Source organism: Gilvimarinus sp. 1_MG-2023, from assembly GCF_030548285.1.
Genome location: NZ_JAUOSC010001513.1, coordinates 1 through 245, shown reverse-complemented (window position 1 = coordinate 245; position 245 = coordinate 1). Strand labels below are relative to the sequence as shown.

The following is a 245-nucleotide window of genomic DNA, read 5'->3' as shown; positions in this document are numbered from 1 at the left end:
CGAAGATGTCGGCTTTCTGGGCCGCAGACAGCGCCGTGTTCCCATCGATATAACGTTTGGTATCGTCGAAGAAGTGGCCGGTATCCGGGTCGATGCCGCGTACCGCACCAATCATTTCCGAGGCAAAGAGGATGTTTTTGGTCGGAATAACATCGAGCAATAAATCTATGCCGCGCTGGTGATACACACAGGTGTCGAAATACACGTTGTTCAGTTCCCGTTCTTCCAGCTCAAATCCCTTATCA

The 245-nt window shown here is 51.0% G+C and carries 1 protein-coding gene; it reads right to left on the bottom strand.

All coding sequences use genetic code 11. The features are described 5' to 3' along the window. A partial coding sequence (locus tag Q4563_RS21885; RefSeq protein ID WP_303606037.1) for an amidohydrolase family protein occupies window positions 1-245 on the bottom strand: 245 nt, incomplete at both ends.